12 protein-coding genes and 1 other RNA gene are annotated in these 14,414 nt (G+C 60.3%); all 13 read left to right on the top strand.

The window, feature by feature from the left end:
- The first annotated feature begins 49 nt into the window (after positions 1-49).
- Positions 50-589, top strand: coding sequence for a lytic transglycosylase domain-containing protein (locus DOU54_RS00425; protein ID WP_004442810.1), 540 nt, complete (start codon positions 50-52; stop codon positions 587-589).
- A gap of 88 nt (positions 590-677) precedes the next feature.
- A complete protein-coding gene (locus tag DOU54_RS00430; protein WP_113381185.1) occupies positions 678-1,865 on the top strand; it encodes an FAD-dependent oxidoreductase in 1,188 nt (395 codons plus the stop codon).
- A 60-nt stretch (positions 1,866-1,925) separates the two neighbouring features.
- The gene (locus DOU54_RS00435) at positions 1,926-3,116 is read left to right on the top strand and encodes an NAD(P)/FAD-dependent oxidoreductase (protein ID WP_022556604.1); all 1,191 of its coding nucleotides are present in this window, start codon (positions 1,926-1,928) and stop codon (positions 3,114-3,116) included.
- Between the two features lie 56 nt (positions 3,117-3,172).
- Positions 3,173-3,575, top strand: an RNA gene (gene rnpB / locus DOU54_RS00440) — RNase P RNA component class A.
- Positions 3,576-3,976: 401 nt separating this feature from the next.
- Positions 3,977-4,417 carry a division/cell wall cluster transcriptional repressor MraZ gene (gene mraZ / locus DOU54_RS00445; protein ID WP_004430734.1) on the top strand — a complete coding sequence of 147 codons (441 nt, stop codon included), beginning with the start codon at positions 3,977-3,979 and terminating at the stop codon, positions 4,415-4,417.
- A gap of 14 nt (positions 4,418-4,431) precedes the next feature.
- Entirely contained in the window at positions 4,432-5,457 is a 1,026-nt protein-coding gene (gene rsmH / locus DOU54_RS00450) for a 16S rRNA (cytosine(1402)-N(4))-methyltransferase RsmH (RefSeq protein WP_113381184.1), read from the top strand.
- A gap of 1 nt (position 5,458) precedes the next feature.
- Positions 5,459-6,016: a cell division protein FtsL gene (gene ftsL / locus DOU54_RS00455; protein WP_004442805.1), complete on the top strand. Its 558-nt coding sequence runs from the start codon at positions 5,459-5,461 to the stop codon at positions 6,014-6,016.
- Complete coding sequence (locus DOU54_RS00460) at positions 6,016-7,758, top strand: peptidoglycan D,D-transpeptidase FtsI family protein (RefSeq protein WP_004442804.1); 1,743 nt, start codon at positions 6,016-6,018, stop codon at positions 7,756-7,758. Before ftsL ends, DOU54_RS00460 begins: the two co-directional genes overlap by 1 nt.
- Before the next feature lie 57 nt (positions 7,759-7,815).
- Entirely contained in the window at positions 7,816-9,285 is a 1,470-nt protein-coding gene (locus DOU54_RS00465; RefSeq protein WP_113381183.1) for a UDP-N-acetylmuramoyl-L-alanyl-D-glutamate--2,6-diaminopimelate ligase, read from the top strand.
- Positions 9,282-10,715 (top strand): UDP-N-acetylmuramoylalanyl-D-glutamyl-2,6-diaminopimelate--D-alanyl-D-alanine ligase, encoded by a 1,434-nt coding sequence (locus DOU54_RS00470; RefSeq protein ID WP_004442800.1) that lies wholly within the window; start codon positions 9,282-9,284, stop codon positions 10,713-10,715. Before DOU54_RS00465 ends, DOU54_RS00470 begins: the two co-directional genes overlap by 4 nt.
- A 23-nt stretch (positions 10,716-10,738) precedes the next feature.
- On the top strand, positions 10,739-11,839 hold the full coding sequence (mraY, locus tag DOU54_RS00475; protein WP_003522196.1) for a phospho-N-acetylmuramoyl-pentapeptide-transferase: 1,101 nt from the start codon (positions 10,739-10,741) through the stop codon (positions 11,837-11,839).
- Positions 11,840-11,842: 3 nt separating this feature from the next.
- Positions 11,843-13,252 (top strand): UDP-N-acetylmuramoyl-L-alanine--D-glutamate ligase, encoded by a 1,410-nt coding sequence (murD, locus tag DOU54_RS00480; protein ID WP_113381182.1) that lies wholly within the window; start codon positions 11,843-11,845, stop codon positions 13,250-13,252.
- 5 nt (positions 13,253-13,257) lie between these two features.
- Positions 13,258-14,412: a putative lipid II flippase FtsW gene (gene ftsW, locus DOU54_RS00485; protein WP_004442795.1), complete on the top strand. Its 1,155-nt coding sequence runs from the start codon at positions 13,258-13,260 to the stop codon at positions 14,410-14,412.
- The last annotated feature ends 2 nt before the right edge of the window (positions 14,413-14,414 follow it).

The following is a 14,414-nucleotide window of genomic DNA, read 5'->3' on the forward strand; positions in this document are numbered from 1 at the left end:
TGTGCCGATTCATTGTTCCGGTCCTCCGATCTGGAGACTTTTTCTACATATGAACAGGGTTGTTGTTGCTGTCGTAGTGGGTATTGCTGTACTCGCTTCGCAGGCGGGGATTGCTTTTGCCAAAGATGAAGACGTGAAGACCAAAACCGTGACGCTGGAGAATTTCTTCCGCAAGCCCGGTTATCCCATGCCAGAAAAGAGCCTGCCTTCTTCGCTCAGGAACGATTATTCCGATCTGATCGTCAAATATGCCAAGCGTTACGGCGTTCCCACCAATCTGGCGCATGCCGTGGTTTCGGTTGAAAGCAAGTTCAACCCCAAGGCTCGTGGCAGCGCCGGCGAAGTCGGGCTGATGCAGATCAAGCCGGCAACGGCGCGGATGATGGGTTATCGCGGCACGACCAAGGCGCTGTACGATCCCGAGACCAACATTCGCTGGGGCATGCAATATCTGGCGACGGCGCATCAGCTGGGCGGCGGTCAGGTTTGTAGCACGATCCTGCGGTACAATGCCGGCCATGGCGCTACCCGCATGAACCCGGTCTCCAAGCGTTATTGCGGCAAGGTGCAGGCGCTGCTGGCCGGCTGAGGCCTCCATCGTCTGAGAAATTGCGAAAAGCGATTCCGCTCCCACCCGTCATGCTGTAGTCAGAAGCAAAGCTGATACGGAGCATGACATGCCTGATTTCAAATATATCGTCGTCGGGGCCGGGATGATGGGAGCGGCTGCGGCGCGGCATCTCTCAGTGCAAACGGATGACGTGGCGCTGATCGGCCCGGGTGAACCCGCCGATCCTAAGACCCATAAGGGCGTGTTCTCAAGCCATTACGACGAGGCGCGCATCACTCGCGGGTTTGACGGTGATCCCGTCTGGGCGGAACTGGCGCAACGTTCCATCCACCGTTATGCCGAGATCGAGGCTAAGAGCGGCATCCGCTTTTTCACCGAAGCGGGCTGCCTGTTCACCGGCAACGGCAAGGGTCTTGCCGGTGATTATGTCTCGCGCGCCCTTTCCTCGGCCGACCGTCTAGGCCTCGGCATAGAGACGCTGGGCCATGATGTGCTTGCCGACCGGTTTCCGATGTTCTCCCTGCCAGCCGATCAAGGCGGTTATTTCGAGGCGCGGAATGCCGGTCACGTCAATCCACGGGCCCTGGTGAAAGCGCAGTGCGCCATTGCGGAAGCGCAGGGCGCACGGTTGCTGCGCGAGACGGTGACGCATATTCGCGATACCTCCCGTGGCGTTGAGGTTTCGACCCGCGAAGGGGCCATCCACACCGCCGAAAAGGTCATCGTAGCCGCCGGCGGTTTTACCAACATGGCAGAACTTCTTCCATCGCCGGTCGATATGGCGGCAACGGGCCGAACCATCGTGTTTTTCGAGCTGGACGAGGCAAGGCAGGCCCTGTTTGGAGCGATGCCATCCACCATCGTCCTCGCGGAGACCGAGGACGACATCGTCTACATCCTGCCGCCGGTGCGTTATCCCGACGGCAAGGTCTATCTGAAGATCGGCGGCGAGAGCGAGAAGGGCAGGCTGGAAACGCTGGCTGACGCGGTTGGCTGGTTCCATTCGGACGGCACGCCTGAGGAGGTGGAGTTTTTGAAGAAGCGGGCGCTATCACTGATGCCGGAGCTTGCCGGCTGCCCCGTGACCTCCGGCTCCTGTGTCGCCTCCATCACCCGCAGCGGCTATCCCTACATCGGCTATACGCAATCTTCCAACATCGCGGTTCTGACCGGCGGCAATTTCGTTTCTGCCAAATCTTCGGACGAAATCGGACGGCTGGGAGCCGTGCTGCTTTTGAACGGTCAGCTGGCAGAGGATGAGTTCGCCGCCGAAATGGCCCCGGTTTTCGTCTGACATTTTCGGGCGAAGCGGCTAAAAGGTTTCGACGGAAGTGAGCGGGTAAAGAGGGGCGGCATGTCGGGACATTTCAAATATATCGTCGTGGGCCGCGGCATGATGGGCGCCGCCGCCGCCCGCCATCTGGCCGAAACAGTGGATGGCGTCGCGCTGATCGGTCCCGGTGAGCCTGCAGATATAAAATCGCATCAAGGCGTCTTCGCCAGCCATTATGACGAGGCGCGGATTACCCGCACCATCGATGGCGATGCCGACTGGGCGTTGCTCGCCAACCGTTCCATTGCACGTTATGGCGATATTGCCACACGCAGCGGTGTCGAGTTTTACGCGCCGGTCGGCTGCCTGATGGTTGGGCCTGAGCGGGGCGGCGCCAATCCCTTTGTCGATGATGTTCTGAAGGCGGCTGCTCGGCTCGGGGTTTCCACGGAACTCCTGGATGACCAGAGCCTGAAAAGCCGCTTTCCCTATTTCTCCTTTGAACAGAGCTGCGAAGGCGTCTTCGAGAGGGATAATGCCGGTTACGTCAATCCCCGCGCGCTGGTGAAAGCACAGACCATACTGGCGGAAAAGGCGGGTGTTACGCTGATCGACGATATCGTTGTTTCCACGCGGGAAGAAAGTGGCCGGGCATCGGTTCATACGGCATCAGGTGCGGTTTACACCGCAGACCGGGTGTTGGTGGCGGCTGGCGGCTTCTCGATTACCAAAGATCTGTTGCCCCAGCCGGTAGCGCTGGATGTCTATGCCCGCACCGTTGCTTTCTTTGAGATAGATGAGGGTGATCTGGATCAATATGCCGGCATGCCGTCGCTGATCTACGAGCCGCGCGATACGACAAAACATATCTATCTTCTGCCGCCGGTCCGCTATCCCGATGGCAAATTCTACCTGAAGATTGGCGGCGATCCCGATGACAAGCGGCTCGGCAGTGATCCGGAAATCCGGGAATGGTTCCGTTCCGGCGGACGTGAAAGCGTGCGGGATCATCTCGCTGACATCGTCGGAACGCTGGTGCCTGCCATCGATCTCTCGCGTGTCTCGATGGCCGCCTGTGTCGTCTCCAAAACCGGCAGCGGTTATCCCGCCATTGGTTTCACAGCCTCACCGCGCATCGCCGTTCTGACCGGTGGTAACGGCACGGCGGCCAAGAGCTCCGATGAGATCGGACGGCTTGGCGCGTTGCTGCTACGAGACGGAGAAATCGCCGACGGTGCTTTCTCGACGGATTTCAAACCCGCATTTCTTTAATCTTGGCCGTCGCTTTTCGGTGGCTTTCGCTGCGGAACATGGTTATGCAGCCCATGCCAGTTGGCCGGGCAGCCGCGCTTTACCAATGTCGAAAGACGGTAAGGTGAGGAAAGTCCGGGCTCCACGGAAATACGGTGCCGGATAACGTCCGGCGGGGGCGACCCCAGGGAAAGTGCCACAGAGAGCAAACCGCCATGCATCCGCATGGTAAGGGTGAAAGGGTGGGGTAAGAGCCCACCGCGCTTCTGGTAACAGCGGCGGCAAGGTAAACCCCACCGGGAGCAAGACCGAATAGGGATGACACGGGGCGGGCGAAAGCCCGTTCACAGCCGGTTTCCGGGCCCGTCATCCGGGTGGGTTGCGCGAGGCGGCATGCAAATGCCGTCCCAGATGAATGGCTGCCACGTTCCGGGTCAAACCGGGGCCATACAGAACCCGGCTTACAGGCCAACTGGCGAATTTCCTCTTCGGCTTCGAGGGTGGAAATTTTGGCGGGATGAAGACATCCTGTTGTTTCATAAAAGAAAATATATTTTTCCATGATGCATTCTTGCGTCGTGAAGACGGATTGCTGCGCGCAAAGTAAACCATTCGTTAAACTTAACGGCTTATGAATTTCCGATGCGAAGGCGGTATCGTGCCGGCTTCATCCCATTGACGCCCATAGTGTCCCATGATATCCCAAATGCACACCACATTGGGTCGTGTTTTTGACCCGCAATCGCTGAAACGAGTGAGGAGCCTGCAAGGGGCTGCTGCAGGGCACGTCGCCCTGGCGCTTGGCGATGTGTCGTGCGTACCGGTGTCGGCTGCAGGGCGGATGAATCGCTTTGCGGCATGCGGTTTTGGCGAGTTGAGTAATGGACCGCTTTTTATCGAACGTGACGAACAGGATCGACGCCAAGGGGCGCGTTTCGGTTCCGTCTCCGTTTCGTTCGGTGCTGGCGAAGCGCGGCATTCAGGAGCTTTATTGTCTCCAGGATTTTGCGTTTCCGGCAATCAGTGTCGGCGGTCCGGATCTGCTGGAGCGCTACGAGCGGCAGATCGCGTCCATGGATGCCTTCTCGCCGGAGGCGAACGCAATGTCGCTGCTGGTTCACGGCGGCGGTGTTTTCATGAAGCTCGACCAGGAAGGTCGATTGATGGTGACGGATTTTGTGCGGGAATTCACCGGCATCTCTACCGAGGTCACCTTCGTCGGACGAGCGGATCATTTTCAGCTTTGGCAACCGGATGCGTTTTTGGCGGCGCAGGCGGAAGCAAGAGCGGGGCGCGGTTTTTCGGCTGCTCGCCCCGCCTAGGACGGGGACAGTCAATGGCGGCGAATTCTGGCGGACGATCTTCTGATGCCGATGGCGGACCTCAGCGCCATATCCCGGTGCTGCTTCGTGAAGTCATCAGCGCGCTTGAACCCACCCCCGGCAAAATTATTCTGGATGGCACTTTCGGCGCCGGCGGCTATACCCAGGCCATTCTCGATCGCGGCGCAAATGTCATCGCACTAGACCGCGATCCAACGGCGATCTCCGGCGGTCAGGCAATGGTCGCAGCCAATGGCGGCCGGCTTTCGCTCATCCAGTCGCAATTTTCCGATCTCGCGAAACATGCGCCCGAGGGCGGCCTTGATGGCGTCGTTCTCGATATCGGCGTATCCTCCATGCAGATCGACGAGGCCGAGCGCGGTTTTTCCTTCCAGAAAAACGGCCCCCTCGACATGCGCATGTCCGCTTCCGGCGTTTCGGCGGCCGATGTCGTCAACCGCGCCAAGGTTGGCGATCTCATCCGCATCTTCGGTTTTCTCGGCGAAGAAAAGCAGCCGGGTCGCATTGCCCGCGCTATCGAGAAGAGGAGGGCGGAAGAGCCTTTCCGCACCACCCGCGATCTGGCGGGCCTGATCGAGATCGTCACGCCACGGAAAGCCAAGGACAAGATTCATCCGGCAACGCGGGTGTTCCAGGCGCTGCGTGTTTTCGTCAATGATGAGCTGGGTGAGCTGGCGCAGGCATTGTTTGCCGCCGAGCAGGTTCTGAAGCCCGGCGGCCGGCTGGTCGTCGTCACCTTCCATTCGCTGGAAGACCGTATCGTCAAGAAATTCTTCTCCGACCGTTCGGGCAAGGCAGCCGGTTCCCGGCATCTGCCGATGGTGGAGGACAAGCCCTCCATTTTCGAGAATATCGGCAAGCCGATGATTGCTGCCAGCGACGAGGAGGCGGAGCTTAATCCGCGGGCTCGTTCGGCCAAGCTCCGCGCTGGCCTGCGCACCACGGCACCGGCGCGCGCTGCGGATTTCTCGATATTCGAGCTTCCCGATCTCGCCAGCCTTGAAAAGATGGGAGGCTGATATGCTGCGCACTTTCGATGTCATCTTGATGGGGGTCATGGTCGCTGCGGCGGTCGTGACCTATTCGATCAAGCACAAGGCCGATCTCAAGCTTGAGGAGGTCCGCAAGCTGGAGGCGGAAATCAAGCTTGAGAAAGATACGATCGATCTCCTGCGGGCTGACTGGGCGCTGCTGACGCAGCCGAACCGTCTGCACCGTCTCGTCAATGCCTATCAAACGGAACTCGGTCTTTCGCCGACACTGCCGACGCAACTGGCGCAGCCGCGCGAGCTGCCGATGCTGCGTTCGCAATTGCCGCAGCCGCCCGAGCCGGAAGGCATGAGCGTCGAGGATGTCATCGCCGCTGCCGTCAATGGCTCCAAACCCGGCGCGACGCTGGGTGGCGCTTCCAAGCCAAAATCACCGCCGGCAGGCCAGATTGCCGTCAACGGCGTGCCGGTGCCTACGCCGCGTGCCCGTGTTTCTCGCCCGGCACCGGCACCCGTGCCCGTTGCCTCCGCCACCGCCGGTGATGAAACCGACATGGACGACACGATAACAGGATCGGTGAACCGCTGATGTCTTTTCTCTCCCGCGCCATGGTTTTGAAGAGCAAGGCTCACTTTTCCGCCAGCACGACCGGCATCCACACCGATCATGCGGCGTTTGAAGGCGCGCGCAAGAAGCGCGCGGCGCAGGCGAAAAGCCGCGTCGGCCTTCTCATTTTCGGTTTCGTCGCCTTTTACGCCGTCGTCGGCGGCCGTCTGGTGCAATATGGCATGGCAGAGCAGGAGACGGTGTCGAGCATCGCGCCGGCCGACAGGCTGATGGCGTCGCGCCCTGATCTTCTCGACCGTAACGGCGAGGTGCTGGCCACCGATATCCGCACCGTCTCGCTGTTTGCCGAGCCCCATCGTATCGTCGATATTGACGAGGCCATCGAAAAGCTGCGCACCGTCCTGCCGGATCTCGACCAGCGCACGACCTATCAGAAGCTCTCCTCCAATTCGCGGTTCCAGTGGCTGCGCCGCCAGTTGACGCCAAAGCAGCAGAGCCAGATTCTCGCGCTCGGCATTCCCGGCATCGGCTTCCGTCCGGAAAAACGTCGCTTCTATCCCGGCGGGCCGACCGCAGCGCATGTCGTCGGTCACGTTAATATCGACAACCGCGGTGTTGCCGGCATGGAGCGTTACGTCGACAGCCAGGGTCTTGCCGATCTCACGGCGCTCGGCATGACGAGCGATCAGCCGCTCGAGCCTGTGAAGCTTTCCATCGACCTGCGCGTGCAGTCCATCGTGCGCGAAGTCGTGACTTCGGCCATCACCAAGTTCCAGGCGATCGGCGCCGGTGCCGTGGTTCTGGATGTGCATACCGGCGAAGTGCTGGCCATGGCCTCGGTGCCGGATTACGATCCGAACAACCCGGCCGAAGGCGCGAAAGAAGGCTGGCTCAACCGCATGTCGAACGGCACGTTCGAAATGGGCTCCACCTTCAAATCCTTCACCATTGCCATGGGTCTTGATTCGGGCCGCGTCCGCCTCGGTGATATGTTCGACGCGCGTTACCCGATCCGCATCGGCGGCTTCACCATCAAGGACTTCCACGGCAAGGGCCGCATGCTCTCGGTGCCGGAAATCTTCCAGTTTTCGTCCAATATCGGTACGGCCAAGATTGCCGATACCGTTGGCACCGAAGGGCACAAGGAATTCCTGACGCGGCTTGGTCTTCTCACCCGCATGCAGACCGAACTGCCTGAAGTGGCGCTGCCTTCGCAGCCGCGTGAGTGGAAGAAGATCAACTCCATCACCATCTCCTTCGGCCACGGCGTTTCAACCACACCGCTGCAGACGGCGGTTGCCGGTGCGGCACTCGTCAATGGCGGCAAACTCATCGAGCCGACCTTCCTGCCGCGCACCCGTGAACAGGCGGATCAGGTGGCAAAGCAGGTGCTGAAACCCGGCGCCAGCAAGGATATGCGCTTCCTCTTCGAATGGAACGGCGTCAACGGTTCAGGCCGAAATGCGCGCGTCGATGGCTTCAACGTCGGCGGCAAGACCGGCACGGCCGATAAGGTCGTCAACGGCCGTTATGTGCACGACAAGAACTTCAACGCCTTCCTGTCGGCTTTCCCGATGGATGATCCGCAATATGTGGTGCTGTCCTTCATCGATGAACCGAAGACCGATAAGGGCAATGGCGCGGCACTCGCCGGCACGTCCGCAGCACCCATGGTGCACGATATCATCAGCCGCACGGCGGCGGTGCTGGGTGTGAAGCCGAAGTTCGGCAAGGATGGCTCGGCCTTGCTCGTGTCTTATTGATTGTTAGCTTATGATGTTCCGGCGATTCGTGCCGGGGGGACAAGACGGAAACAGTCGATGAATTTGCGAGATATATCCGGAAATGCGTTTCCGGAATTGAAAGAATTGCTCCTGTCTGAGATCGGGGCGATCGAAATCGGGGGGATCACCGCAGACAGCCGCAAGGCTGCGCCGGGCAGCCTGTTCGTTGCGGTTTCTGGCACCAAGGCTGATGGTGCGACCTATGTAAAGGATGCGGTTGCCAAGGGTGCCGTTGCCGTTGTTTCCGGGCACGCGGTGGAAGCCGAAGTGCCGGTTCTGGTCGTGACCGACCCACGCCTTTATCTCTCCCTTGCCGCCTCCCGCTTTTACGGAAAACAACCGGAAACCATGGTCGCCGTCACTGGCACCGCGGGAAAGACCTCGGTTGCCTCCTTCGTGCGGCAGATCTGGGCTTTCGCCGGCCATGCCGCAGCCCAGATCGGCACAACCGGTGTCATCGCTCCCGGCCGGGAGGATTATGGCGCGCTGACGACGCCCGATCCGGTGACGCTGCATGCGCTTCTGGCCGAGCTTGCGAGCGAGGGCGTCACCCACGCGGCGATGGAAGCTTCCAGCCACGGTCTCGACCAGCGCCGCCTCGATGGCGTGCGCCTTTCTGCCGCCGGCTTTACCAATCTTGGCCGCGACCATATGGATTACCATCCGACCGTCGAGGATTACATGGCCGCGAAGATGCGGCTTTTCGATACGCTGATGGAAAAAGGCGCTCCCGCCGTGATCTTCGCCGACGATCCTTGGTCGGACAAGGCGGTTCATGCGGCGCGCGAAGCGGGTCTCGATGTCCGCACCGTCGGACGGAACGGGCAATATCTCGCTTTGAAGCGCGTTGAGCATTTCCGCCACAAGCAGATGATCGAAGTGCATCATGACGGCGTCATCCACGAAGTCGATATCCCGCTCGCGGGTGATTTCCAGGTGGCCAATGCGCTTGTTGCCGCCGGTCTTGCCATGTCGACGGGTGTTGCCGCCGCAACGGCGCTCAAGGCGCTCGAAAAGCTTGTCGGCGCTGCCGGCCGTCTCGAATTAGTGGGACAAACGAAAAACGGCGCGCTTGCCTATGTGGATTACGCCCACAAGCCCGATGCGCTGGAAAACGTGCTGACCTCGGTCCGGCCCTTCACCTCCGGCCGCATCATCACCGTTTTCGGCTGCGGCGGCGACCGCGACAAGGGCAAACGCCCGATCATGGGCGAGGTCGCGACCCGTCTTTCCGACATCGTCATCGTCACGGACGACAATCCGCGCTCGGAAGACGCGGCGACGATCCGCTCCGAGGTGATGGCGGCGGCGCCCGACGCTCTGGAAATTGGCGACAGGTCCGAGGCGATCCGCCATGCGGTATCGATGCTGTCGCATGGCGATACGCTGATCGTCGCGGGCAAAGGGCATGAAGAAGGGCAGATCGTTGGCTCCGTGACACTGCCTTTTTCCGATCATGAACAGGTGCGCACTGCACTGGCAGCGCTGGAAGGATCGAAAATTTGAGCTGGTTATGGACAGTCGCCGATATGATCGCCATCACCGCAGGACGCCCGGTGGGCAACCTGCCGACAGGAATCACCGGCATTTCCATCGACAGCCGGACGGTGAAGCCGGGTGAAGCTTTCTTCGCCATCAAGGGTGATCGTGTCGACGGTCACGACTATACGAGTTTCGCGGTTGCCAACGGGGCAGGACTTCTGGTCGTTGCTGAAGCCAAGCTGCCAGCGCTCGGCCGCCTGACGGTGCCGATGATCGTGGTCGAAGATGTTCTTGCAGCCCTTGGCAAGCTTGCCATCGCGGCGCGTCAAAGAACATCGGCGCGCATCATCGCGGTGACGGGCTCGGTCGGCAAGACGACGACGAAGGAAATGCTGCGGCAGGCGCTCGCGCCATCGGGCCGGGTGCATGCGGCGGTGGCTTCCTTCAACAACCATTGGGGTGTGCCGCTGACGCTTGCCCGCATGCCCGCCGATACTGAATTCGGCGTGTTCGAAATCGGCATGAACCATTCCGGCGAAATCCGGCCTTTGGTGAAGATGGTCCGCCCACATGTGGCGATCATCACCACCATCGCGCCTGCCCATCTCGGCAACTTCAACAACATCGAAGAGATCGCCGCCGCCAAGGCGGAGATTTTCGAGGGCGTGGAGCAGGGCGGTTCCGTCATCCTCAATCGTGACAATGCCCAGTTCGAGCAGCTTGAAGAGGCGGCGCAGGAGCAGGGCATCGAACACATCCTGACCTTCGGTCAGCATGCCAAGGCGGATTTCCGCCTCGCGGATTTCGAGAGCACGACGACTGGCTCGACGATCTGGGCGATCCTGAACGGCGAAACCAGCGAGCTGCATCTCAACATTCCGGGCCGGCACATTGCGGACAATGCGATGGCGGTGCTTGGCGCCGTGGCGATCACGGGCGCCAATCTCGACCGTGCTTTCGAAGCGCTGGGATCGCTTGAGGCGGTGAAGGGGCGTGGCCAGCGCCACCATCTGCAGATCAACGGCGGCTCCTTCCTTCTGATCGATGAAAGCTACAACGCCAATCCTGCCTCCATGCGGGCGTCGATCGCGGTGCTGGCGGAAACGCCGACGCAGGGCCATGGCCGTCGCGTTGCCGTCCTCGGCGACATGCTGGAGATGGGCGAATTTTCGGCGCAACTACATGAGGAATTGGCCGGGCCATTGCTTGCGGCGGGTATCGAACATGTGTGGCTGGCAGGCGAGGCGATGGCCGCTTTGCGCGACGCGCTGCCTGACAGCGTCACCGTCATCTGGTTCCCGACGACGGCGGAACTCACCGATTTCGCCCTGCAATGGGTGCAACCGGGAGACGCGCTGATGGTAAAATCGTCACTTGGGCTTGGTTTCGGCAAGATTGTCGCCGCCCTGCTTGACAAGTATCCGGCATTCCCCGAGACGGAACGCCAAGTCTGAAATAGCCTTTTGAAAGGGCAATTATGCTGATCTGGCTCGTCGAACTGTCGGATAAAATTCAAATCTTCAACCTGTTCCGGTACATCACCTTCCGGGCGGGGGCGGCGATGTTCACCTCTGCGTTGATCGTCTTCCTGTTTGGACCGGCCATCATCAATTCGCTGCGCGTGCGTCAGGGCAAAGGCCAGCCGATCCGCGCCGACGGGCCGCAGACGCATTTCAAGAAAGCCGGCACTCCTACCATGGGCGGCTTGATGATCCTCGCCGGCATTCTCGGCGGTTCGCTTCTGTGGGGCGACCTGTCGAATGTCTATGTCGTCGCCGTTCTAATGGTGACGCTTGGTTTCGGAGCCATCGGCTTCTACGACGATTATCTGAAAGTGACGAAACAGAGCGACAAGGGTTTTTCCGGCAAGGCTCGTCTCGGCATCGAATTCCTGATCGCGGCGATTGCCGTGTTTTTCATGATGAAGATGGCGCTCGCTTCCGCGCCGCATGGCGGCACGCTCGGCAGCTCCATCGCTTTTCCCTTTTTCAAGGAATTCGTGATCAATCTCGGTTATTTCTTCGTGCTGTTCGGTGCTTTCGTCATCGTCGGCGCGGGGAATGCGGTGAACCTGACCGACGGTCTCGACGGTCTCGCCATCGTGCCGGTCATGATCGCGGCCGCCACTTTCGGTGTGATCGCCTATCTCGCCGGTAACGCCGTTTTTGCTAATTACCTGCAGATCAATTTCGTGCCCGGAACGGGTGAACTCGCCGTTATTGTCGGCGCCGTTATCGGTGCCGGCCTCGGTTTTCTGTGGTTTAATGCGCCGCCCGCGGCCATCTTCATGGGCGATACGGGTTCGCTCGCGCTGGGTGGCCTGATCGGCTCCATCGCAGTCGCCACCAAGCACGAGATCGTCATGGTCATCGTCGGCGGCCTCTTCGTCATGGAAACCCTGTCGGTCATCATCCAGGTCTTCTGGTTCAAGCGCACCGGCAGGCGCGTCTTCCTGATGGCGCCGATCCATCACCATTTCGAGAAAAAGGGCTGGACGGAAAGCCAGGTGGTCATCCGTTTCTGGATCATTTCCGTTGGCCTCGCGCTGCTTGGCCTCGCTACCCTGAAGCTGAGGTGAGCGATGATCCCGGTCACGTCGTTTAAGGGTAAGAAAGTCGCTCTTTTCGGGCTCGGCGGTTCGGGTCTTGTCACGGCCCGGGCGCTGGTCGCCGGCGGTGCCGACGTCGTGGCTTTCGATGATAATCCCGACAGCGTCGCAAAGGCCGAGGCCGAGGGCATCAAGACGGCGGATCTTCGGACGATTGACTGGTCGAGTTTCTCCTCCTTCGTGCTGGCACCGGGCGTGCCGCTGACGCATCCGAAGCCGCACTGGTCCGTCGATCTGGCGAAAGCCTCCGGCGTCGAGATCATCGGCGATATCGAGCTCTTTGTCCGAGAACGTCGTGCCCACGCGCCGGATTGCCCCTTCATTGCGATTACCGGGACCAACGGCAAGTCGACCACCACGGCGCTGATCGCACATATTCTGAAATCGGCTGGTCGCGATACGCAGCTTGGCGGCAATATCGGTACGGCGGTACTGAGCCTCGATCCGCCTAAGGCGCAGCGCTTCTACGTTGTTGAGTGCTCATCCTACCAGATTGACCTGGCACCCACGATCAATCCGACTGCCGGCATTCTTCTCAACCTCACTCCCGATCATCTCGACCGGCATGGCACGATGCAGCACTATGCCGACGTCAAGGAACGGCTTGTTGCCGGCAGCGGCACGGCGATTGTCGGTGTCGACGACAGCTACTCGACGCTGATTGCCGATCGCGTTGAGCGTGCCGGCGTCAGGGTTGAGCGCATTTCCAAGCGCAATGTCGTTTCCGAAGGTCTTTATGCCGAGGGCAGCCGCATCCTGCGGGCGCATTGGGGAACTTCGTCGCTACTGGTCGATCTCGACGGTATCCAGACGCTTCGCGGCAGCCACAATGCGCAAAATGCGGCGGCTGCAATTGCGGCCTGCCTTGCAGTCGGTGTTTCCGAGGATGAAGTTCGGGCAGGTCTCAAATCCTTCCCCGGCCTCAAGCATCGCATGCAGCCGGTTGGCCGACGCGGCAATGTCACCTTCGTCAATGACAGCAAGGCCACCAATGCAGATGCGGCGGCACCTGCGCTTTCGAGCTTTGACCGCATTTACTGGATTGCCGGCGGTCTGCCGAAGGCCGGCGGGATTGCCAGCCTTTCACCGCTTTTCCCGCGCATCGCAAAAGCCTATCTGATCGGCGAGGCGGCGGCGGAATTTGCAGCGACGCTCGGTGAAGCGGTGCCCTACGAAATATCCGGCACCTTGGACAAGGCCGTGCAGCATGCGGCGGCGGATGCGGAAAAAGACGCGACGCCCGGCAATATCGTGATGTTGTCCCCGGCTTGCGCAAGCTTCGATCAATATAAGAACTTTGAAGTGAGAGGTGATTCGTTTGTCGCGCAGGTCGCGGCGCTCGATGGCATGACGATGCTCGTTCACTCTGGAAAAGGGGGCTGAAGGCCATGGTAAGCCGAGTTGATCGCGGTCCGGTCGCGGAATGGTTCTGGACCATCGACCGTTTCTTTCTGGCGGCATTCATCGCGCTGATGGGCATCGGCCTGATGCTGTCCTTCGCGGCGTCGCCGGCCGTTGCCGAGCGTATCGGCCTCAACAGCTTCTTTTTCGTTGAGCGTCAGGCCATGTTCATGGTGCCATCGCTGGCAATCATGGTCGGCTTGTCCTTCCTGTCGCCGCGCCAGGTGCGCCGCGTGGCGGTCATCATGCTGATCGCCTCGCTGCTGATGATGATCTTTGCACTGTTCTTCGGCATCGAGGTGAAGGGCGCGCGGCGGTGGATTTCCATCGGCACTTTCTCGATCCAGCCGTCGGAATTCATGAAGCCGGCTTTCGTCATCGTCTGCGCATGGCTTTTTGCAGAGCGGGCGCGCCATCCGGAAATTCCGGGCAATCTCTTTGCGATCATCACCTTCGGAATCGTGGCCGCACTTCTCATCGCCCAGCCTGACTTCGGCCAGACGATCCTGACTTCCGTTGTCTGGGGCGGCATGTTCTTCATGGCGGGTGTGCCGTGGTTCTGGATCATCATGCTCGGTGGTCTCGGCGTCGGCGGCATCATCTCCGCCTACCTCATGCTGCCGCACGTGGCCGGCCGTATCGACCGTTTCTGGACGGGTGAGGGCGATACGTTCCAGGTGGACACGGCGCGTGAAGCGATCATTCGCGGCGACTGGTTCGGTCGCGGACCGGGTGAGGGCATCGTCAAGCGCATCATTCCCGATAGCCATACCGACTTCATCTTCTCGGTTGCAGCGGAAGAATTCGGCATCGTTTTCTGCATGTTCCTCGTCGCAATCTTCGCCTTCATCGTGCTGCGCGGCCTGTCGCACGCCTTCAAGGAAAAGGACGATTTCTGCCGCTTCGCCGTGGCTGGCCTTGTGCTGCAGATCGGCATGCAGTCGATGATCAATATCGGCGTCAATCTGGAACTGATGCCTGCCAAGGGCATGACCTTGCCGCTGATTTCCTATGGTGGTTCGTCAATGATGGCGATATGCGTGACCGCCGGTTTCCTTCTGGCATTGACACGCCACAGACCCGAAAAGCGGGCGCAGGAGCGGAGTTTCTTCCGCGTTGGTTCCGGCGTTCCCGCGGAGTAAAC

It is taken from the genome of Agrobacterium sp. MS2 (assembly GCF_003261015.1).
In the GTDB taxonomy this organism is placed as follows: domain Bacteria; phylum Pseudomonadota; class Alphaproteobacteria; order Rhizobiales; family Rhizobiaceae; genus Agrobacterium; species Agrobacterium pusense.

What these genes read in the sequence shown, in the direction of transcription:
- DOU54_RS00435 (WP_022556604.1), top strand. Translation starts at nt 1,926, where the DNA reads ATGTCGGGACATTTCAAATATATCGTCGTGGGCCGCGGCATGATGGGC.
- DOU54_RS00465 (WP_113381183.1), top strand. Translation starts at nt 7,816, where the DNA reads ATGAATTTGCGAGATATATCCGGAAATGCGTTTCCGGAATTGAAAGAA.
- DOU54_RS00460 (WP_004442804.1), top strand. Translation starts at nt 6,016, where the DNA reads ATGTCTTTTCTCTCCCGCGCCATGGTTTTGAAGAGCAAGGCTCACTTT.
- ftsL (WP_004442805.1), top strand. Translation starts at nt 5,459, where the DNA reads ATGCTGCGCACTTTCGATGTCATCTTGATGGGGGTCATGGTCGCTGCG.
- murD (WP_113381182.1), top strand. Translation starts at nt 11,843, where the DNA reads ATGATCCCGGTCACGTCGTTTAAGGGTAAGAAAGTCGCTCTTTTCGGG.
- mraZ (WP_004430734.1), top strand. Translation starts at nt 3,977, where the DNA reads ATGGACCGCTTTTTATCGAACGTGACGAACAGGATCGACGCCAAGGGG.
- DOU54_RS00425 (WP_004442810.1), top strand. Translation starts at nt 50, where the DNA reads ATGAACAGGGTTGTTGTTGCTGTCGTAGTGGGTATTGCTGTACTCGCT.
- rsmH (WP_113381184.1), top strand. Translation starts at nt 4,432, where the DNA reads ATGGCGGCGAATTCTGGCGGACGATCTTCTGATGCCGATGGCGGACCT.
- DOU54_RS00430 (WP_113381185.1), top strand. Translation starts at nt 678, where the DNA reads ATGCCTGATTTCAAATATATCGTCGTCGGGGCCGGGATGATGGGAGCG.
- ftsW (WP_004442795.1), top strand. Translation starts at nt 13,258, where the DNA reads ATGGTAAGCCGAGTTGATCGCGGTCCGGTCGCGGAATGGTTCTGGACC.
- mraY (WP_003522196.1), top strand. Translation starts at nt 10,739, where the DNA reads ATGCTGATCTGGCTCGTCGAACTGTCGGATAAAATTCAAATCTTCAAC.